Origin of the sequence: Pseudonocardia xinjiangensis, assembly GCF_050948425.1 — a bacterium.
Taxonomy (GTDB): Bacteria; Actinomycetota; Actinomycetes; order Mycobacteriales; family Pseudonocardiaceae; genus Pseudonocardia; species Pseudonocardia xinjiangensis.
Genome location: NZ_CP192009.1, coordinates 7,666,558 through 7,684,972 on the forward strand (window position 1 = coordinate 7,666,558; position 18,415 = coordinate 7,684,972).

Genomic DNA, 18,415 nt, shown 5'->3' on the forward strand with positions numbered 1-18,415 from the left:
TCTGACGTGGCGCCCCACCCACCCGTCGTCGCAAACGCCGCGCTGGCCGGTCCGTGGCGCCTGGACGCCCTCACCGAGCGGCTGGCCCCGCTACCCGGGTGGAGGAGTCCGGAGGAGATCGGCGACGTCGTCGCGCTCCTGCTCGGCCGCTGGCGCGCCAGGCCGCGGAGCCACGTGGCCCGGGTGGTGGCCGAGATCGCCGCGCTGCTCGCCGCCCGGCCGGGGACGCGCCCATTGCGGCCCGAGGAGCCGGCTGCGCCGGTCTGGCGCTGGCCGGTCACGCGGTGGAGCAGCCTCGACGCGGTGACCGGCGGCCTGGACCTGCGTGCGGGTGAGCTCGACTGGTTCGCCGACCGCGGCGGCTGGCTGCACCGCAGGCCGGAAGGGCCACTGCACCACTACCGGACCCGCTGGACGGCCTCGCGGTCGGGCGTCCCGCGGCTGCTGGAGACCCCGGCTCCTCGGCTGCAGGAGCTGCAACGGCGCATCGGACGCCACGTACTGGCCCGCATCCCGGTGCACGCCGCCGCGCACGGCTACGTCCGCGGCCGCTCACCGCTCACCCTCGCGGCGGCGCACGCGGGCCGGGCGATGGTGGTCCGGCTCGACCTGGAGGGCTTCTTCAGCCACGTCACCGGTGATCGGATCGCCGGTCTGATGCGCGCCGCCGGGTACCCACCGGCGGTGGCCTCGGCGCTGGCCGGGCTCCTGGTCACGAGCACGCCGGTGCACGTGCTGCGAGGCGCGCCACCCGCGCCGCCGGACGTGCTGGACTCCCGGCGCAGGCTGCTCGACCGGCTCGCCACGCCGCACCTCCCGCAGGGGGCGCCGACCTCACCGGCCACGGCCAACCTGCTCGCCCACCGGCTCGACCGCCGCCTCGCCGGGCTCGCGGCCGCCGTCGGCGCGGAGTACGGCCGGTACGCCGACGACCTGGTCTTCTCCGGTGGGGCGAGGCTGCCGGCCCACGGCATCGCCGCCCGGGTCACGGAGATCGCGGCCGAGGAGGGGTTCCGGGTGCGCGCCGACAAGACCCGGGTGCTGCCGGCCCACCACCGGCAGCAGATCACCGGCCTGGTGGTCAACGCGCGGCCGGCCACCCCGCGCCGCGAGTACGACGCGCTGCGGGGTCTGCTGCACAACTGCGCCCGCACCGGGCCGGACGCACAGAACCGCTCCGACCACCCGGCGTTCCGCGAGCACCTGCTGGGCCGCATCTCCTGGGTCGAGGCCGCCCACCCGGCGCGGGGTGCCCGCCTGCGAGCGCGCTTCGCCGAGATCCGGTGGCCGGGCTGACGCGTCAGGCCGATCACCGCCATGCGGCGCGTCGGCCGGCTGCTCACGGTCCGGCGGTCGCGTCCGGTTGGACCTCGGGAAGAGTCGGGTGGTCGGTGGGGTAGAGGCCGACCACGAAGCCGTAGACCTCGTCGCCGTCGCGCGGAAGCTCGCTGAACTCCTGAACCAGCACCTCGACCCGACGCCAGAACGCAGCGGCCTGCGGCCGGGCGATCCGGGCATGGCGGTGGTTGGCCCACATCCGGTCGGCGTGGTACGCCGCGGTCGACTCCTCAGCCGCGTCGGCGAGATAGTTCGTCCATGGCAGCGGGGTGATCTGCTCGAGTGGCACCGGCCCGACGAAGAACAACCGCGCCGTACGCCCGTAGAACCGCTCGTCGATGGCGCGGACCCGGCGCGTGCGCACCACGCGGAGCAGGCCGGCGTCGACCAGCACCTTCACGTGGTGCGCCATCGTGCTCTTGGGCCGTCCGACGGCGCCGGCCAGCTCGGACACCGTGGCGGCCCGCTCCAGGAGCAGGTCGAGGACCGTCGACCGCAGGGGATGCGCCATCGCGCGCAGCTCGGCCGGTGCGGTGAGCACGATTCGGTCGTCCAGGTCGTAGTCGGGGACCTGGTTATTGATCGACATAGTTGGATCATTCTAGTATTCTGGATCATTGACAGGCGGCGCCGCGAGCATAGGGAGTTCCACCATGGCCGAGGTCCTGCTGCTCCACCACGCCCAGGGGCTGACCGCCGGGGTCACGGCGTTCGCCGACGAGCTGCGCAAGGCCGGCCACACCGTGCACACGCCCGACGTCTACGACGGCAACACGTTCGAGACGCTGGACGACGGGATCGCGTACGCCAGGCAGGTGGGCTTCCAGGTGCTGCACGACCGGGGCATCCGAGCCGCCGAGGGGCTGCCGGCCGAGCTGGTCTACGCCGGGTTCTCCCTCGGCGTGATGCCGGCCCAGGCGCTGGCCCAGACGCGGCCGGGCGCGCGCGGCGCGTTGTTCTTCGACTCGTGCGTGCCGGTGTCGGAGTTCGGCACCTCATGGCCCACCGGCGTCCCGGTCCAGGTGCATGCGATGGAGTCCGACCCGTGGTTCCTCGAGGACATCGACGCTGCCCGGACTCTGGTCAAGGAGGCCGACAGGGCCGAGCTGTTCCTCTACCCCGGCGACAGCCACCTGTTCGCCGACAGCTCGCTGGCCGGCTATGACCCGGACGCTGCTGCGCTCGTGCGGGAGCGGGTGCTCGCCTTCCTCGCCGAGCACTGAGCTTCCGCTCAGCGGTCACTGGCCCGATCGGGTCAGGCGGCCGGGCGCTCGTGGTAGGAGTCGACGTACTCCTGGTGGGAGAGGCTCGCGATCGCGTCCATGATCTCGTCGGTCACGGCGCGGCGGATCATGCCCGAGCCCTCGAGCCCGTCGTAGCGGGTGAAGTCGAGCGGCTCCCCGAAGCGCACGGTCACGCGGCGCAGGCGCGGGAACCGGGCTCCCACGGGCTGCACCCGCTCGGTGCCGATCAGTGCCACCGGGACGACCGGCGCACCGGTGCTCAGCGCGAGCGTGGCGACGCCGGTGTGGCCGCGGTGCAGGCGTCCGTCGAGCGACCGGGTGCCCTCGGGGTAGATGGCGAAGACCCCGCCGGCGTCGAGCACCGCGCGGGCGGCGTGCAGCGCCGCGAGCCCGGCCTTGGCGTTGGCCCGGTCGACGGGGACGTAACCCAGCGCCGTCAGGAACGAGGCGAACGCGCGCCCGCGCAGTCCGGTCCTGGTGAAGTACTCCGCCTTGCCGAGGAACGAGACGGGCCGCCCGGCCGTCAGCGCGATCACCGCGGTGTCGACGGCGGCCCGGTGGTTGGCGGCGATGATCACCGGCCCGCAGCGGGGAATCTGCTCAGCGCCGTGCACCACCGGCCGGTACAGGAACCGGACGAACGGCGCGAGGAGCCAGCGAACGACCAGATGCACGGGCCGTGAACGTAGGCGGCGCGACCGTGGTTCCCGCGGTCGCCAAATCCGTTGCACAACCACCCGGATGGCTGCATTCTGGCCAGGTCATGCGGATCTGACCACGCCACGCGTCCACGCCAGCGGCCTCGCCCGGTGGACGCTCCGTCGACCCCTCGGTGGTCCCGCGTGCCCGCAGCACTCATCGCTCACGACCTCGTCAAGACCTACGGCGACCGCGCCGTCCTCGACGGTGTGTCGCTGACAGCCGCGCCCGGCAGCCGGATCGGGGTGATCGGGGAGAACGGCGTCGGGAAGTCGACGCTCCTGCGGCTGCTCGCCGGCGTGGAGGAACCCGACTCCGGCAGCGTCTCGCGGCCACCGGACGTCGGCTACGGCCACCAGGAGCTGCCCTATCCCGCGCAGGCGCGGGTCGCCGACGTGCTCGCGGACGCACTGCGGGAGGCCCGGGCGGCCGTCCACGCGCTCGCCGAACTGGCCTCCGAGCTTGCACGCCGTCCCGACGATCCCGACGTGCTGCGCCGCTACGGCGACCGACTCGAGTGGTGTCACGACCACGACGCCTGGGACGCCGACCGCCGGGCCGAGCTGGTGCTGGCCGGCCTCGGGCTCGCCCGGGTGGACCCCGGGCGGCGGCTCGACACGCTGTCCGGAGGGCAGCGGGCCAGGCTCGGGCTCGCCGCGCTGCTCGTGCGTCGGCCCGGCGCGCTGCTGCTCGACGAGCCCACCAACCACCTCGACGACGACGGGGCCGGGTTCCTCGCCGAGCACCTGCGGCGGCTGCCGGGAGTGGTGCTCGCCGCCAGTCACGACCGCGCGTTCCTGGACGCGGTGTGCACCGACCTGGTCGACCTCGATCCCGCGCTCGGCGGCCCGACGCGGTACGGCGGCGGGTTCACCCAGTACCTGGAGGCCCGCCGCGCGCAGCGGGCGCGCTGGGCCCAGCGCTACGCCGCCGAGCAGGACGAGCTGGAGGCGCTGCGCCACGCGGTGGCGGTCACCGCGCGGCGCGTCGCCCACGACCGTCCACCCCGGGACAACGACAAGATGGCGTACGACTTCTTCGGCGGCCGGGTGGCGCGGCAGCTGTCGCGGCGCGTGCGCAACGCCGAGCGCCGGCTCGACGAGCTCACGCGCGAGCAGGTGCCGCGGCCACCGGATCCCCTGCGGTTCACCGCCTCTGTCGGCACGCCGGCCGCCGGGCCGGCGGCCGCGCTGCGCCACGTGCACCTGCCCGGCAGGCTCGTCCTCGACCATCTCGACGTGGCCGCATCCGACCGACTGCTGGTCACCGGACCCAACGGGGCAGGGAAGTCGACGCTGCTCGCGGTGCTGGCAGGTCGGCTGGACCCGGTGGACGGCACGGTGCACCGCCGCCGCGGGTTGCGCGTCGGGCTGCTGGCCCAGGACATCGCGATCGAGCCGTCGACCCGCTCCGCGAGCTCGGTGTACGCCGAGCGGCTCGGACCGGAGCGGGCCACCGCCACCCCGCTCGCGACGCTCGGGCTGCTCGAGCCGCGGGACCTCGACCGGCCCGTCGCGGAGCTGTCGGTCGGGCAGCGCCGGCGCCTGGAGCTCGCGCTGCTGGTGGCAGGCGCCCCGCAGCTGCTGCTCCTCGACGAGCCGACCAACCACCTCTCACCCGCGCTCGTCGAGGAGCTGGAGGAGGCGCTCGGCTCGAGCCCGGGTGCGGTGGTGGTCGCGAGCCACGACCGGTGGCTGCGCAGGCGCTGGACGGGCCGCGAGCTGCATCTGCGGGACGGCCGCCCCGCCTGACCGTCGGCCCCGTCAGATCCGGCGCTGGTCCCGCATCGCCGCCAGCGCATCCGCGCGGGTCAGGCCGGTGGCCTGCAGGAGGTCCAGCGCGATCGAACCCAGCTGCGCCACGATCACCTGTTCCGACGGGCCGCCGGCCCAGCCGTCGGACAGCGCCGCCACGTGCCGGACGACGTCCAGCACCGGTTCCCGGGCGCGCTCCCGGTCGCCCTCACGCCCCAGCTGGTCGGTGAGCGCCCGGACCGCGGCGGAGAGCTCGCCCAGCAGGTCGGCCAGCTCGGGTGCGACGGGCTCGTCGTTCTCCAGGGCGGTGTAGACGCGGCGCCCGAGGACGCGGGCGTTGCGCATCGCGTAGTCGGCCCGCTCCGCGAGCTCGGCGAACCGGCCGAGGACACGACGACGCCTGCGATGCAACGGAGCGACCGTGGTGACCTCCTGGCCGCCCCGCAGCGCGGCACGCAGCTCGTCGATCAGCGGCTGGCTGGCCCGGGCGCGCTCCAGGGCCGCGGCGGCGGCGCTCGCGTCGCGGGCCCGCAGCGCGTCGGCGGTCATGGCGAGCACGGTGGCCAGCTCGTCGAGCAGAGCACGTCCCTGCCGGCGGGCCGGACCCACCGGGTCCGTCGGCAGGACGGCCACGACCAGCACGCCGACGGCACCGCCGATCAAGGCGTCGAGGCAGCGGTCGATCCCGCCGGCCTCACCGGGTGGCAGCAGGGTCGCCACCAGCACCGCGGACGACGCGGCCTGCGCGACGAGCAGTGTGGCGCCGTTGGCGAACACCGCGATGGCCATCGCGAGCCCGACGACCAGGGTGATCTGCCAGGCTCCGCTCCCGATCCAGGAGATCAGCAGGTCGCCGACGAGCACACCGAGGCTCACCCCGAGGACCAGCTCGGCCACGCGGCGGAGCCGGCTCCCCAGCGACACGCCGAGGCTGATCACCGCCGCGATGGGTGCGAAGAACGGCCGCGGGTGACCGACCAGGTTGTAGGCGACGAACCAGGCCAGTCCCGCGGCCACCGCGCACTGCGTGATCGGGACCGCGGACACCTCGAGCCTGCGGAAGCCGTGCTGGAACCGGGCGCGCACCCGGTCCAGCCGCACCGCTGCAGGCAAGGACGTCAGCCCAGACCGAGGGCGGCCGCGGCGGCCGGGTCGGAGTCGACGAGGAAGACCAGGCAACGCTCCGCCTCGTCGGTCTCCCCGATGAGGGCAGCGGCGCGCTGCAGCGAGGCCAGCGCCCGCAGGAAGCCCCGGTTGGGCTCGTGCGACCACGGGACCGGGCCGAAGCCCTTCCAGCCCGAGCGTCGCAGCTGGTCGAGGCCCCGGTGGTAGCCCGTACGCGCGTAGGCGTAACCGGTGATCGTCAGGGCGTTCTCCAGTGCCCGCTCGGCGAGCACCGCCCAGGCGAGGGACGACGTCGGATGCGCCGCCGCGACCTCTTCAGGCGTGACGCCGCGGTCGAGCTCCGCGGCGGCCGGGTCGACGGGCAGCAGGGTGGGCTCTGGTCCGAGCAGGTTGCCGTGCAGGGTCATGCCAGCATCTTGCCGTCCTCCGCGTGGTGCCTGGACACGAGTGCCGGAGCGCGACGACCGGCGCACCCGGTTCAGCGCAGGGTCGTGCCCGTGGACCGCAGGTTCTCGCACGCGACGATGACGCGCTCGCTCATCCCGATCTCGGCCGCCTTCAGGTACGTGCGCGGGTCGTAGGCCTTCTTGCTCCCGACCTCGCCGTCGATCTTGAGCACGCCGTCGTAGCTCTTGAACATGTGGTCGGTGATCGGGCGGGTGAAGGCGTACTGCGTGTCGGTGTCGACGTTCATCTTCACCACGCCGTAGCCCAGCGCCTCGTGGATCTCCTCGAGCAGCGAGCCCGAGCCACCGTGGAAGACCAGGTCGAACGGCTTCGACCCCGCCGCCAGCCCCAGCTTCGCGGTGGCGACCTCCTGGCCCTGCTTGAGGATCTCCGGGCGCAGCTTGACGTTGCCCGGCTTGTAGACGCCGTGCACGTTGCCGAACGTGGCGGCCAGCAGGTACCGGCCCTTCTCGCCGCCGCCGAGCGCCTCCACCGTGTCCTCGTAGTCGCCGGGGGCGGTGTAGAGCTTCTCGTTGATGTCGTTGGCGACGCCGTCCTCCTCGCCGCCGACCACGCCGATCTCGACCTCGAGGATGATCTTCGCCTTGACGGCCTGGTCGAGCAGCTCGGCGGCGATCCGCAGGTTCTCGTGCAGCTCGGTGGCCGACCCGTCCCACATGTGCGACTGGAACAGCGGGTTCTCCCCGCGGTCGACACGCTCCTGGCTGATCGCGATCAGCGGCCGGACGTAGCTGTCCAGCTTGTCCTTCGGGCAGTGGTCGGTGTGCAGCGCGACGTTGATCGGGTACTTCGCCGCGACGACGTGCGCGAACTCCGCGAGCCCCACGGCCCCGGTCACCATGTCCTTGACCGCGGTGCCGGACAGGAACTCGGCCCCGCCCGTGGAGATCTGCACGATCCCGTCGCTCTCCGCCTCGGCGAAGCCACGCAGCGCAGCGTTCAGCGTCTCCGTGCTCGTGACGTTGATCGCCGGGTAGGCGTACTCACCGTTCTTGGCCTTGTCCAACATCTCGTTGTACTTCTCGGGGGTGGCGATAGGCACGGTCTGGCCCTCCTCGACGTCCTCGTTCTCCGGCCCGCAGTATCCCGCACTCGGACTGCGACGTCCCCGTCGGCGGACAACTGCCCCACCATTAAGCTGCAGCGCATGATCCGCGACGGTGGGGAGAACGCCGTCGAGCAGACGCTGAGCAGGCTGCGGCGCATCGACACCCGCCCCGAGCCGCCCCCTGCTCCGGGTGCCCCGCGGACTCTCTCGGACCTCTACCGCGACCACCGCATGCGCATGGTGCGCCTGGCCGTGCTCCTGGTCGACGACCCGAGCACGGCGGAGGACGTCGTCCAGGAGGCGTTCACCGGGCTGCACCGGCACTGGTCGGGGCTGCGCGACGAGGCGGCTGCCGTCGGTTACCTGCGTACGGCCGTGGTCAACGGCTCGCGGTCGGTGCTGCGCCGGCGGCGTACGGCGCGCGACTACGTCCCGCCGCACCAGGTGAACGCCCGCTCCGCCGAGTCGCTCGCCATGCTGTCCGCCGAGCACCAGGCGGTGGTGGACGCCCTCTCCACGTTGCCGCCCCGGCAGCGCGAGGTGCTGGTGCTGCGCTACTACGGCGGGCTCTCCGAGGCCGAGATCGCCGACGCCACCGGCATCAGCCGCGGCACCGTGAAATCGACGGCGAGCCGGGCACTGGAGGCCGTCGCGCGCGTGATGAGCGGCGGTGGGGCACGATGACGTCCGTGAGCAGCAGCGACGATTCCGAGCGCCGGGTCGCCGAGGCACTGCGCGCCAGGGCGACGGGCGCGGGTCGCGCCGGCGTTCCCCGCGCGGTGCGGCCGGCGCCGGTGGCCGGCCCGGACGTACGGATCGCCTTGCTGATCGCGCTGCTCGGCGGCGTGGTGCTCGGCGTGGCACTCGCGCTGCTCTCGCTGCTCGCTCCGGGAGTGCTCCCCGGTCCGGGGTGACCGCCCCCACCCGGTACCGTCGCGGCCGTGCATGAACTTGCGCTCGGCCCCGAGTGGCTCCAGCCGGATACGATCATCTCCTGGCTCGGCCCGTGGGCGCTGGTCGGGCTGGCACTCATCGTGTTCGCCGAGTGCGGGCTGCTGCTCGGGTTCTTCCTGCCGGGTGACTCCCTGCTGTTCACCGGCGGCCTCTTCGTCGCGCAGGGCTCGATCGAGGCCCCGTTGTGGCTGGTCTGCGCGATCCTCGTGGTCGCAGCCCTCGCGGGCAACGCATCGGGCTACTGGATCGGACGCAAGGCCGGGCCGGCCGTGTTCGACAAGCCGAAGTCGAAGCTGTTCAAGCCGCAACACGTGCGCAAGACGCAGGACTTCTTCGACAAGTACGGCAACCGGGCCATCGTGCTCGGCCGCTTCGTGCCGGTGGTGCGCACCTTCATCACGGTGATGGCGGGCGTCGGCCAGATGGAGCCGAAGCGCTACTTCACCTACTCGCTCATCGGCGGCGTCGCCTGGGCCGCGGGTGTCACGGTGCTGGGCTTCTGGCTCGGCCAGTTCACGTTCGTGCGCGACCACATCGAGCTGATGCTGATCGTGATCGTGCTGGTGTCGGTGCTGCCGATCCTCTTCGAGGTGGTGCGCGCCCGCCGCTCCGGCGGAGCGCACGCCAGGTAACAGCGCTCCGCACGCGCGCGACCCCAGAGGTACCTACCCTGGAGCCCCGTGAGCAGCGCACCTGTCCTGCACCTGGCCGTCGGGCCTCTCGCCGAGGCCGGTCCGGTGACGGTGTGGGTCATCGTTCTCGCGTTCGTGTTCTTCGAATGCGCGCTCATCGTCGGGATGTTCCTGCCCGGCGACACGCTGCTGCTGGCCGCGGGCGTGGTGCTGGCGCAGGGCCATCACGAGGCCAGTGCCTGGGCGCTCGGGCTGGTGGCCAGCATCGTCGCCGTGGGCGGCAACCAGGTGGGTTACCTCGTCGGCCGGTACGCCGGCACCCGCATGCTCGCCCGCCGCGACGGCCGCATCCTCAACCGCACCAACCTGGCGCGGGCGGCGGGGTTCTTCGAGCGCTGGGGGTTCTGGGCCATCGTCGTGGCCCGGTGGGTGCCCTGGGTACGCACGCTCGCGCCGATGATCGCCGGCGCCGCCCGCATGGACAACCGGCGCTACATCGTCGCCAACGCCGTCGGCGCGGTCCTCTGGGTGCCCACGCTGATCATGCTCGGCTACTACGGCGCAGGGCTGCTCGACGTCGTGCCGTGGCTCAAGACCGCCACGGCCGTGGCCGCGATCGCGTTCTTCGTGCTCGGCACGGGCTACGGGCTCTACCGCTACCGGCAGGAGATGCGCAGGCCGATCGACGACCCCTCCGCCGAACCGGGTGAGCCGCCGGAGGAGCAGGACCTGCGCGACGCCGGCTGAGATCCCGGTTTCCGCAGCTCAGCCCGCCCGCTGCAGCCTGGCCGCGGCCTCCAGCAGCATCCAACCCGACAGCTGCACCGACAGATCGGCCTCCGGCACCCCCCGCCCGGGATGCATGGCCGGCCTGCCCCACTCCGCGGAGAACACGGGCCCCCCACGGACCTCCGCCCGGCCGTTCCACACCGCGGTGGCGCCCGCCGTCACGATCCGCGTCGCCGCACCGGCCAGCTCGGGCATGCGCAGCGCGGCGTCGGCGAGATAGCGGGCCGTGATCCCGGCGAAGAGGCCCCCGTCCCCACCACCGGAGCCGGGCAGCACGCCACGGGAGTCGGCCAGCCGGTGCGTCATGGCGTCGACGATCGCCATCGCGCGGTCGGTGAAACGGTGGTGGCCGTCCCGTTCGGCCAGCTCGACGCAGGCGCCGAGGTGCACGCCCTGGCAGTAGGTGTAGATGTACGGCTCGACGGCGCGGATGCTCCCGTCGGGTGCCACCCGGACGCCGTCCCGGACCAGGCCGGAGTCGGGATCGATCAGCGTCTCGGCCATCCAGTCGGCGATGGCCGCCGCGAAGGCCGACTGCCCGTCCCGGGCCAGCAGGATCGCCGCGGGGCCGTTGGCCGGGGCGTTCTTGAAGTCGTCGTCACGCCGCCACCAGATGCCCCCGCCCCCGCCCTCCGTCCAGCCGTCGTGGAGCCGGTTGGTGATCGCGGCGAGCGCCGACGGACCGGAGCGGCCTGCGAGGATCCCGGCGCGTTGCACCGCGAGACCGAGCCAGGCGATGTCGTCGTAGTAGCGGTTGAGCCACGAGCCGGCATTGTGCAGCCGCACACCCCGGACCAGCGCCCCGATCGCGTGGGCCCGCCGGCGCTCCGGCGAGCGCAGCTGGGCGTCGATCATGCAGTCCAGCAGATGCGCCTGCCACCAGTAGTGCCAGGGCACCGGCGACGAGGGCAGCGGGCGCGGCCACCGGATGCGTCCGATGCGGGTGCCCGGCACCACGCCGGCGATCCGTCGTAGGTGGCGGCGGACGACCGCCCGCTCGGCGATACCCGCCCGTTCCGACCAGTCGACCTCAGCGGCAGCCACCGAGCCAGTCTGCCTGATGGCCGAATCGGTGGGATCCATGTCGTTGACGCCATCATGTGACGCCGTCACCGTGGACACATGGCCACCCACGAGGTCGTCGTCCCCCTCTTCGACGGCATCCAGCCGCTCGACGCCACGGGTCCGCACGAGGTCCTCATGGGCGCCAACCGGGTGCTCGACCACATCGGCTCGGCGGAGCCGCGGTACCGCGTCACCTTCGTGGCACAGACGCCCGGGACCGTCACGGCCGACAGCGGCATGCGGATGTGCGTGGATGCTCCGCTGCCGGAGACAGGGGAGATCGGCACGCTCCTGGTTCCTGGGGGGTCAGGAGCGCGTGCCATGACAGCCGGCCATCCCCTCGCCTGCTGGCTGCGGCGGGCGGCCCCGCGCGCGGCGCGGGTCGTCTCGGTGTGCACCGGGGCGTTCCCGCTCGCCGCCGCGGGGCTGCTCGACAACATCTCGGCCACCACCCACTGGCGCCACGCGCCCGCGCTCGCCACCGCGTACCCGGCCGTCGACGTCCGGCCCGATCCCATCTACCTGCGGCAAGGACGCATCTGGACGGCCGCGGGCGTCACCGCGGGGGTGGATCTCGCCCTCGCTCTCGTCGAGGCCGACCACGGTGTCGACGTCGCGCAGCTCATCGCCCGCGAGCTCGTGGTGTTCCTGCGCAGACCAGGAGGGCAGAGCCAGTTCGCCGCACCGGTCTGGTCACCGCCCGCCCGGCAGCCCTCGATCCGCGCCGCGCAGGACCTGATCCACGGCGACCCGGCTGCCGACCTGCGGGTGCCGATCCTCGCCGCGCGGGTGGGCATGAGCGAGCGCCACTTCAGCCGCGAGTTCACCCGCGCGCTCGGCACCCCGCCGGGCGACTACGTCGAGCAGGTCCGCGTCGACGCCGCCAAGCGGTTGCTGGAGTCCGAACCCGTGCTCGTCACCGTCGCAGCGGCCCGTACGGGGTTCGGCACCGCCGAGACGATGCGCCGGGCGTTCGTGCGCCGCCTCGGCGTCGCCCCCGACCGCTACCGGCGGCACTTCGCCACCACGACAGCCAGCACCGACGAGAGGACATGACCATGCAGGTCGCCATCCCGCTGTACCCCCGCATGACGGCGCTCGACGCGATCGGGCCGTACGAGGTGCTGCAGCGCGTGCCCGCCATCGACGTCGTGTTCGTCGGCGAACGGCGGGGCGAGATCCGCACCGAGAACGGCTTCCTCGGCCTCACCGTCGACGCGACCCTCGACGAGGTGCCCACGCCGGACGTCGTCGTCGTGCCGGGCGGGATCGGCTCGCGTGACCTGCTGCAGGCCGGCCCGTACCTCGACTGGATCAGGACGGCCCACACCGGCACCCGCTTCACCACGTCGGTGTGCAGCGGCTCCCTCATGCTCGCCGCCGCCGGGCTGCTCGACGGCCTGACGGCCACCACCCACTGGATCGCCATGGAGCACCTGGAGAAGCTCGGAGCGGTGCCCGTGACGCAGCGGGTGGTGGAGCACCTGCCCGAGCGCCTGATCACCGCGGCCGGGGTGTCGTCCGGCATCGACATGGCGATCCGGCTCGTCGCACTGCTCGTCGACGACGTGGCAGCCCAGGCCGCACAGGTGTTCATCGAGTACGACCCGCAGCCGCCGTTCGACGCCGGCCACCCGAGCCGGGTCAGCCCCGCGGTGATGGAACGGGTGCACGAGCACCGCCGGGTGCGGGCCTGAGCACCCGGTCTCGGGTGCCCGTCAGAAGTGCTCGACGAGCTCCGGGAACCGCCGCAGGTGCAGCACACCGTGGTCGTCGGGGTCGAGCTCGTCGTGCTCGAGCACCCACGTGTACCGGTTCGGGATGAACACCGCGCCCAGACCGGCAGCCCGCGCGGGCAGGATGTCCGAGCGCGGCGAGTTGCCGATCATCCACGTCGTCGCCGGGACGAGCCCGTGCTCCACGACCAGCTCCTCGTAGGCCGCCACGTGCTTCTCCGCCACGATGTGGGTGCTGCGGAAGTGGTGGGCGAGGTTCGACGCGTCGATCTTGCGCTGCTGCTCGGCCTGGTCGCCCTTGGTGAGCAGGAGAAGGTCGTGCCGGGTGCCGAGCTCGGCGAGCGTCTCGGCCACCCCCGGCACGAGCTCCACCTCGTGGTTGACCAGAGCCGCGGCCAGATCCTCGATCCGCGCGGCCTCCGCCGCCGTAACGGGGCGCCGGTTGAGGCGCTCGAAGGCGTCGCCGAGGCTGCGCAGGAAGCTCGCGCTGCCGTAGCCGTGCACGGCGACGTTCGCCCGCTCCACCTCGTCGAGCACGGCGCGGGTGGCCACCCGGTCGAGCGTGGGATGGGCCAGCCAGTCGAGGTAGGCGTCGATCACCCGCTCGAACAGGACGTTGTTCTCCCAGAGCGTGTCGTCGGCGTCGAAGACGAGGGTCTGGCGGCTGTTCACGACCGGAGTCTAGGTACCGGCCGAGCCGATCTCCGTCCGGTTTTCCGGCGTCGCCCCCGCCCTCACCATGCGCCCGACAGGTCCGCGTGCTGCCGGATCCAGGCGTGCATGGCGCTAGGTGCTGGCGCCACTTCCTCCCTGCTGAGCCGGCATCTCGCGGGCATCCGATGGTGGGCTGTCGGGCTATCCGCGGAAGGCTTCGGCGTGCTGCTGCGCCCACTGGGCGAAGGTGGTCGCGGGGGAGCCCGTCACCTGCTCCACCGTGGGCTGCACCTCGGCGGGCCAGTCGACGGAGCCCTCGAGGATCGTGTCGACGTACCACTCCGCGTTGGCGCCCATGCCCGGGCGGAGCGCCTCTACGGCCTCGTCCCGGGTGACCTGGACGAACTCCACCGGCCTCCCGCGGGCCGCGCCGATCCGGTGCGCCAGGTCCACACGACTCAGCACCTCGGGGCCGGTAAGGGACAGCGACCGGCCCTCGTACCCGTTGCGGGTCAGAGCCACCGCCGCGACGTGCGCGATGTCGCTCATCGCGATCGGGGTGCTGCGGCCCTCCGGATAGGGCTCGCGGACGGCGTCCGTCGCGATGATCTGCGGTGCCCATTCCAGCGTGTTCTCCATGAAGTCACCCGGGCTGAGGTGTGTCCAGGCCAGGCCGCAGGCCTCCACCGCCTTCGCCACGCCGCCCCACCAGCTCTCGTGCTCACCGGAGAGATCGACGACCCGCTTCACCCCCGCCTCGCGCGCCAGCCGGAGCACCTCCTCCACGGTGTCCGGGGTCGGCGCCAGATACAGCGCCTCGACACCCTCGAACGCCGCAGGCAAGGTCTCCGGCCTACGCAGATAGCCCACAGCGACGTCGACCTCCGTGGGCAGCGCCGCCTTGACCGGGTTCGTCGTGAGCGCGCGGACCGCGCGGACCCCGCGCGCCAGCAGGTGGTCGACGACCTTGCGGCCGATGTTCCCCGTCGCGCCTGTCACCAGGATCGTCATGACGCTCCCCTACTTGGTACTGCGTACGCAGAAAATAGCAGTACAGCGTACGGAGTTCTCGCCCCTGCTGAGCTGGGCGCCGCTGGTGTCGAGGGCTTGCGCCTTCACCAGGCCGTGTCGAGGTCGGCGTGCTGCCGAACCCACGCGTGCATGGTGATCCCGGCGGCGACGCCCGCGTTGATCGAGCGGGTGGAGCCGAACTGCGCGATCGAGACCAGAAGATCGGCGATGGCCCGGGCCCCCGGCGTGAGGCCCGGGCCCTCCTGCCCGAACAGCAGTACGCACTGCCGGGGAATGGCGGCGGTCTCGATCCGCTGCGCCCCCTCGGTGTTGTCGACGGCCACGACCGCCAGTCCGCGCTCGCGGGCGAATGCGGCCAACCCTCCGACGTCCTCGTGATGGTGGAGCGTCTGATAGCGGTCGGTGACCATCGCGCCGCGCCGGTTCCAGCGCCGCCGTCCGACGATGTGCACGGCGGCCGCGGCGAACGCGTTGGCAGTGCGCACCACCGTGCCGATGTTGTGGTCGTGGCCGAAGTTCTCGATCGCGACATGGAACGGGTGGGCCCGCCGGGCGAGGTCGGCGGCCACCGCCTCACGGCGCCAGTAGCGATAGGCGTCCACGACGTTGCGCGCGTCGCCGTGCTCGAGCAGGTCGGGGTCGTACCGCTCGTCCCGGGGCCACGCCGCCCGCCCGCCCGGCCATGGCCCCACCCCCACCTGTCCGGGCACGCCCCACTCGCTCGGCCCGACCCCCTCCCGCGAGTCGCCCGGTTCCTCTCCGCGAGTCGCCCGTTCCGGGTGGTCGAGTCGCCCGTTCCCGGCCGCCGCGCCCACCACTCCCGGACCGGGCTCGTTCCCGGCCCGCGCGGTCGCGTCCTCGGTCATGGCCGAAATCATCCCCCGCGCCGGGTCCGTCGACGTGGCTGGTGCGACGACCCGTGGTGTCACGGAGGGCGCTCACAGGGTGACGGATGGCGCTCGCGTGTTGCGGAGGGCGCCCGCCGGGTGACACAGGGCACTCGTGTGTAACGGAGAGCATGCGATGTGTGACAGAGGGCGACACCAACGGGAATGAGCGCCGAACGGTCGGAGGGAGGTTTCGGACGACCGGGACGCGGGGAACGGACGACTTGCCGGGCTCGAATGCACGGCCCCCGGAGCCCCCTCCGTCCGGCGCACCGCCGACGCCGCTCGCCCGCGCCGCCTGTCCTCGTACGGTGGGGCGCCGTCGGCGAGTGGCGAGACCCCCGTTTCGGGCCTCTCTGGACGCCGGACCTGAAGGCGTTACACGGCAAACAGCCCAATAAATGAGACATTCGGAGTAATCCTCGGACCACTCGTCGCGCCGTGCGTCACTCCTGGCCCACTGTGCTCTCAGCTTCGCAACCCCTGCGGGACGCCGCCTCCTACGGTCCCCGGCATGGATCAGCGGTGGGTGCGCACGGGGTGGCTGAGTGTTTTCGGCCTGATCGTCGGAGCGCCGTCGCTCGTGTGGCTCTCGATCGCTCCGGTCGAGCCGCTGTGGGACCACCTCTCGGTGCTGACGGGGTTGCTGGCGCTGTCCGCGCTCGTGTGTGCGGCGGTACTGCCGTCCCGGCTCCGCTCCCTGAACCGGGCCCTCGGTATCGAGAGCGTGATCGACATCCACCGCTTCCTCGGCGTCGTCACCGCGGCGCTGGTCTTCGCCCATCTCGCCTGCGTGGTCGCCGCAGACCCGTCCAACATCACGCTGCTGAACTTCGAGACCGCCCCCGACCGCGCGCGAGCCGCCACCGGAGCGACCATCGCGCTCGCGGCACTCGCCGGGCTGGCCGTGCTGAAGAGCCGCACCGGGTTGTCCTACGAGCTGTGGCGGTGGCTGCACGTGGCGCTGGCAGTCACGGTGATCACGCTGTCGGCACTGCACGTGTGGTTGCTCGACCACCTCGTGGCCGAGCCCGCGATCGGCACCCTCTTCGGCATGCTCGCGGCCCTCGTGGTGGGGATCTTCGGATATCGCTGGGCATGGCGGCCCATGTTCGACCCGTCCACCGAGTTCCTGGTCCGCGAGGTACGCCGGGAGAACGCCACGGTGAGCACGCTCGTGCTCGAGCCGAGGCGCCGGCGGTACGGGGGGCCGCCGACGACGTGGGCCTTCGCTCCTGGCCAGTTCGCATGGATCCGTCTCGAGCGGTCGGTGGCCGCCGAGGAGCACCCGTTCACCATCGCGTCCAGCGCACACCTGGACACCACCGAGTTCACGATCCGCCACACCGGGGACTTCACCCGCGCGCTGCGCCGCCTTCCGCCGGGCTCCCCGGTCTGGGTGGACGGCCCGCACGGTGCCTTCACCAACGACGTCGGCGCGGCGGCCGGCTTCGTGATGATCGCCGGCGGCGTCGGGATCACGCCCATGATGAGCATGCTGCGCACGGCCGCGCACCGCGGGGATCCGCGGCCGTACCGCCTGGTCGTCGTGGCCAGCTCACCGGAGGACCTGCTGTTCCGTGACGAGCTCGCGGAACTGCGCTTCCAGCTCGACCTCGTGGTCACCGAGGTGCTGCGCCGTCCGCACGACGGCTGGGACGGCCACACCGGCGATATCGGTCCCGACCTGCTCTCGATGGTGCTCCCGAACACGGAGCACCCCGACGATCTCGACTACTTCATCTGTGGCCCGCCTGCGCTGGTCACCGACGCAATGAGCGCTCTCGACCCCCTTGGTGTGACACCGGCCCGGGTGCACACCGAACAGTTCGACTTCGTGTGAACGTCAGGAAGGCACCAATGCTCCGCAGTATCCCCCGCATACTCCGTCGCGCGGTGATCGTCGCCGTGATCCTCGCCGTATCCGCGTCGGTGTACCAGTCGTGGGCGTCGGGGTCGCCCGGCACCGGCGGTTGGACGCAGACCCAGTTCGGGCCGCTCGGACCTGCCGACCGCGACCTGCTCGTCAAGGTCCGGCTGGCCGGTCTGTGGGAGCAGCCGACGGGCCAGCAGGCCGAGCAGCAGGCGAGCTCCCCCGAGGTCCAGGAGGTCGGAAAGCACATCTCCGGCGAGCACGGCACGCTCGACCAGGAGGTGCGCAAGGTCGCCGACCAGCTCGGTGTCCTGCTGCCCAGCAGCCCCAACAGCCAGCAGGTCGCGTGGATGAACGAGATCTCGCAGCAGACCGGCTCCGACTACGACAGGATCTTCGTCCAGCGGCTGCGCGAGGCGCACGGCAACATCCTGCCCATCATCGCGCAGGTGCGGGCCAGCACCCGAAACGAGCTGATCCGGCAGTTCGCCACCACGGGCAACGAGTTCGTCAGCCGGCACATCCAGTACCTCGAGAGCACCGGACTCGTCGACTACGCGGCGCTGCCGCAGGCCTCGCCGGGTCTGCTGTCCGGAGGCACCGGCCCGACCGACCTCCTGGTGCCGATCCTGGTGTTCGTCGCCGCGCTGCTCGCCGCGATCGCGCTGTTCGCCGCCATGAAGGGTCGCAACGCGGCGCGGCGAAACCGGGTCACCGTCCCGCGCGCTCCGGCGCCTATCCCCGAGCTCACCGCCGTCGCCGCGATCCCCGCTCCCCGGGCGACGGCGTCCATAGGGTCGGGGCTCGACACCCTGTCCGACACCGGACGCTTCACCGCCGGTACCGGCCGGACCTCGACGATCTCCGACACCGGCACCCGCCGGAGGGTCTCGGACTCGGGGGCGTACCGCGCGGTGTCCGAGTCGGGGTCCTACCGCAGCGTCTCCGACACCGGGTCCTACCGCAGCGCGTCCGACACCGGGTCCCATCGGGCCGTCTCCGACACCGGTTCGCACCGGGCCGTTTCCGAGACGGGATCGCACCGGGCCGTGTCGGACACCGGATCCCACCGGCTCACCAGCCGTAAGGGTTCCCGCCACTCACTCCGGCGCTAGCT

20 protein-coding genes are annotated in these 18,415 nt (G+C 72.6%); 11 read left to right on the forward strand and 9 right to left on the reverse strand.

The features are described 5' to 3' along the window. Positions 1-6: 6 nt before the first annotated feature. Entirely contained in the window at positions 7-1,296 is a 1,290-nt protein-coding gene (locus tag ACQPZA_RS36280; protein ID WP_433277016.1) for a reverse transcriptase family protein, read from the forward strand. Between the two features lie 43 nt (positions 1,297-1,339). Here ACQPZA_RS36280 and ACQPZA_RS36285 read toward each other — a convergent pair whose 3' ends face one another. Next, on the reverse strand, positions 1,340-1,927 hold the full coding sequence (locus ACQPZA_RS36285; RefSeq protein WP_433277018.1) for an ArsR/SmtB family transcription factor: 588 nt from the start codon (positions 1,925-1,927) through the stop codon (positions 1,340-1,342). 64 nt (positions 1,928-1,991) lie between these two features. Between ACQPZA_RS36285 and ACQPZA_RS36290 the strand changes: the two genes are divergently transcribed. Further along, positions 1,992-2,561, forward strand: coding sequence for a dienelactone hydrolase family protein (locus ACQPZA_RS36290; protein ID WP_433277020.1), 570 nt, complete (start codon positions 1,992-1,994; stop codon positions 2,559-2,561). Between the two features lie 32 nt (positions 2,562-2,593). On the opposite strand, the gene ACQPZA_RS36295 is transcribed toward ACQPZA_RS36290, so the two are convergent. Beyond that, a complete protein-coding gene (locus ACQPZA_RS36295) occupies positions 2,594-3,256 on the reverse strand; it encodes a lysophospholipid acyltransferase family protein (protein WP_433277022.1) in 663 nt (220 codons plus the stop codon). A 168-nt stretch (positions 3,257-3,424) separates the two neighbouring features. Between ACQPZA_RS36295 and ACQPZA_RS36300 the strand changes: the two genes are divergently transcribed. Beyond that, a complete protein-coding gene (locus ACQPZA_RS36300) occupies positions 3,425-5,032 on the forward strand; it encodes an ABC-F family ATP-binding cassette domain-containing protein (RefSeq protein ID WP_433277024.1) in 1,608 nt (535 codons plus the stop codon). Positions 5,033-5,044: 12 nt separating this feature from the next. On the opposite strand, the gene ACQPZA_RS36305 is transcribed toward ACQPZA_RS36300, so the two are convergent. The 3 genes from ACQPZA_RS36305 to fbaA form a co-directional block, all read right to left on the reverse strand. Continuing rightward, positions 5,045-6,148 (reverse strand): FUSC family protein, encoded by a 1,104-nt coding sequence (locus ACQPZA_RS36305; protein WP_433277026.1) that lies wholly within the window; start codon positions 6,146-6,148, stop codon positions 5,045-5,047. A 5-nt stretch (positions 6,149-6,153) separates the two neighbouring features. Further along, the gene (locus ACQPZA_RS36310) at positions 6,154-6,567 is read right to left on the reverse strand and encodes a DUF3151 domain-containing protein (protein ID WP_169397996.1); all 414 of its coding nucleotides are present in this window, start codon (positions 6,565-6,567) and stop codon (positions 6,154-6,156) included. A gap of 71 nt (positions 6,568-6,638) precedes the next feature. Then, entirely contained in the window at positions 6,639-7,670 is a 1,032-nt protein-coding gene (gene fbaA, locus ACQPZA_RS36315) for a class II fructose-bisphosphate aldolase (protein WP_433277028.1), read from the reverse strand. Between the two features lie 105 nt (positions 7,671-7,775). On the opposite strand from fbaA, the gene ACQPZA_RS36320 reads away from it, so the two are divergent. The 4 genes from ACQPZA_RS36320 to ACQPZA_RS36335 are packed head-to-tail and all read left to right on the forward strand — an operon-like array spanning position 7,776 to position 10,009. Beyond that, entirely contained in the window at positions 7,776-8,360 is a 585-nt protein-coding gene (locus ACQPZA_RS36320) for a SigE family RNA polymerase sigma factor (RefSeq protein WP_169397994.1), read from the forward strand. Between the two features lie 5 nt (positions 8,361-8,365). Next, positions 8,366-8,590: a hypothetical protein gene (locus ACQPZA_RS36325; protein ID WP_169397993.1), complete on the forward strand. Its 225-nt coding sequence runs from the start codon at positions 8,366-8,368 to the stop codon at positions 8,588-8,590. 27 nt (positions 8,591-8,617) lie between these two features. Beyond that, the gene (locus tag ACQPZA_RS36330; protein ID WP_169397992.1) at positions 8,618-9,262 is read left to right on the forward strand and encodes a DedA family protein; all 645 of its coding nucleotides are present in this window, start codon (positions 8,618-8,620) and stop codon (positions 9,260-9,262) included. Between the two features lie 48 nt (positions 9,263-9,310). Continuing rightward, positions 9,311-10,009: a DedA family protein gene (locus tag ACQPZA_RS36335; RefSeq protein WP_433277031.1), complete on the forward strand. Its 699-nt coding sequence runs from the start codon at positions 9,311-9,313 to the stop codon at positions 10,007-10,009. An 18-nt stretch (positions 10,010-10,027) separates the two neighbouring features. On the opposite strand, the gene ACQPZA_RS36340 is transcribed toward ACQPZA_RS36335, so the two are convergent. Then, on the reverse strand, positions 10,028-11,095 hold the full coding sequence (locus ACQPZA_RS36340) for a glycoside hydrolase family 76 protein (protein ID WP_433277033.1): 1,068 nt from the start codon (positions 11,093-11,095) through the stop codon (positions 10,028-10,030). A 78-nt stretch (positions 11,096-11,173) separates the two neighbouring features. Between ACQPZA_RS36340 and ACQPZA_RS36345 the strand changes: the two genes are divergently transcribed. Next, on the forward strand, positions 11,174-12,172 hold the full coding sequence (locus ACQPZA_RS36345; protein ID WP_433277035.1) for a GlxA family transcriptional regulator: 999 nt from the start codon (positions 11,174-11,176) through the stop codon (positions 12,170-12,172). Further along, complete coding sequence (locus ACQPZA_RS36350; protein WP_433277037.1) at positions 12,169-12,813, forward strand: DJ-1/PfpI family protein; 645 nt, start codon at positions 12,169-12,171, stop codon at positions 12,811-12,813. Before ACQPZA_RS36345 ends, ACQPZA_RS36350 begins: the two co-directional genes overlap by 4 nt. Positions 12,814-12,834: 21 nt before the next feature. Here the strand turns inward: ACQPZA_RS36350 and ACQPZA_RS36355 are convergent, their stop codons facing one another. From ACQPZA_RS36355 to ACQPZA_RS36365, 3 genes are all read right to left on the reverse strand, one after another. Beyond that, the gene (locus ACQPZA_RS36355; RefSeq protein ID WP_433277039.1) at positions 12,835-13,524 is read right to left on the reverse strand and encodes an HAD family hydrolase; all 690 of its coding nucleotides are present in this window, start codon (positions 13,522-13,524) and stop codon (positions 12,835-12,837) included. 183 nt (positions 13,525-13,707) lie between these two features. Further along, positions 13,708-14,517, reverse strand: a complete 810-nt coding sequence (locus tag ACQPZA_RS36360) for an NAD(P)H-binding protein (RefSeq protein WP_433277041.1) — start codon at positions 14,515-14,517, stop codon at positions 13,708-13,710. A 104-nt stretch (positions 14,518-14,621) separates the two neighbouring features. Then, positions 14,622-15,404 (reverse strand): TrmH family RNA methyltransferase, encoded by a 783-nt coding sequence (locus ACQPZA_RS36365; RefSeq protein ID WP_433277043.1) that lies wholly within the window; start codon positions 15,402-15,404, stop codon positions 14,622-14,624. Between the two features lie 535 nt (positions 15,405-15,939). Between ACQPZA_RS36365 and ACQPZA_RS36370 the strand changes: the two genes are divergently transcribed. Further along, positions 15,940-17,268, forward strand: coding sequence for a ferredoxin reductase family protein (locus ACQPZA_RS36370; RefSeq protein WP_433277045.1), 1,329 nt, complete (start codon positions 15,940-15,942; stop codon positions 17,266-17,268). Positions 17,269-17,321: 53 nt separating this feature from the next. Continuing rightward, positions 17,322-18,413: a DUF4142 domain-containing protein gene (locus ACQPZA_RS36375; RefSeq protein WP_433277047.1), complete on the forward strand. Its 1,092-nt coding sequence runs from the start codon at positions 17,322-17,324 to the stop codon at positions 18,411-18,413. Positions 18,414-18,415 lie beyond the last annotated feature (2 nt).